General features: G+C 47.9%; 1 protein-coding gene. It reads right to left on the bottom strand.

What is annotated here, in order from left to right; genetic code table 11:
* A partial coding sequence (locus ELS82_RS27690; RefSeq protein WP_208733344.1) for a hypothetical protein occupies positions 1-265 on the bottom strand: 265 nt, incomplete at its 3' end.
* Positions 266-386 lie beyond the last annotated feature (121 nt).

Below are 386 nucleotides of genomic sequence, written 5' to 3'. Positions count from 1 at the left end.
CTGTCGTCCAGACCTGCTCGTCACCAGTAGCGATTCCATAGCAACCCCAAGGAAAAATCCTCCGGGAACTCATACCAAAATTTGAGCGCGATTCAACGGTCGGATCATAAGTTATGGTCATTATGACCCGGTAATCAATTATGGCCGCCCAGACCTCCTCGTCACGGAATTGCGATTCCATAGTAACTTCAAGGAAAACATCCAACGAAAACTCGTGCAAAAAATTTGAGCCTAATCCAAACGTCGGATCGAAAGTTGTAGCCATTTTGACACGTCACTCCATTCCGGTCGTCCAGACCTGCTCGTCACCAGTAGCGATTCATTACCAACCCCAAGGAAAACATCCTCCGTGAACTCGTGCCAAAATTTGAGCGCGATTCAACGGT

The organism is Vibrio ouci, from assembly GCF_004551525.1.
Taxonomy (GTDB): Bacteria; Pseudomonadota; Gammaproteobacteria; order Enterobacterales; family Vibrionaceae; genus Vibrio; species Vibrio ouci.
This window is presented reverse-complemented; position numbering and strand designations above follow the sequence as displayed.